General features: G+C 61.3%; 1 protein-coding gene. It reads right to left on the reverse strand.

The genetic code is table 11. The features are described 5' to 3' along the window. On the reverse strand, window positions 1–320 hold a 320-nt coding region (locus J8I34_RS34475), incomplete at its 3' end, for a transposase (protein ID WP_371748211.1). Window positions 321–372 lie beyond the last annotated feature (52 nt).

The following is a 372-nucleotide window of genomic DNA, read 5'->3' on the forward strand; positions in this document are numbered from 1 at the left end:
CCATCGCGGTCGCGTGGCAACTCGACCCGCACCGGGCCGCGCTCGGTGATCACGGTCTTGCCGCTGAGGCCGTTACGGGCATTGGACTGCTCGGCCGGCTTGGGCTCGCCTGGCTTATAGCCCAAATGCATGCTCATCTCGGCGTTCATCGCCCGTTCGATGATGGCCTTGTTGAACGCTAGCATCAGGTCCTGGACCTCGCTGGGGGTCATCGGCCCTTTGACCACCTCATCCAGCAAGCCCTCAGGCAAAGCCGGCAGCGGCCCGCGGGCCGCTGCCTGAGACGCCACTGTACGTTTCTTCTTCATTGGCATATCCATGGTCATTACCTCCATGATATGCCTCGTACACAAAATTCCGGATAGGTCCGCT

Origin of the sequence: Cupriavidus phytohabitans (assembly GCF_017815025.1) — a bacterium.
Lineage (GTDB): Bacteria > Pseudomonadota > Gammaproteobacteria > Burkholderiales > Burkholderiaceae > Cupriavidus.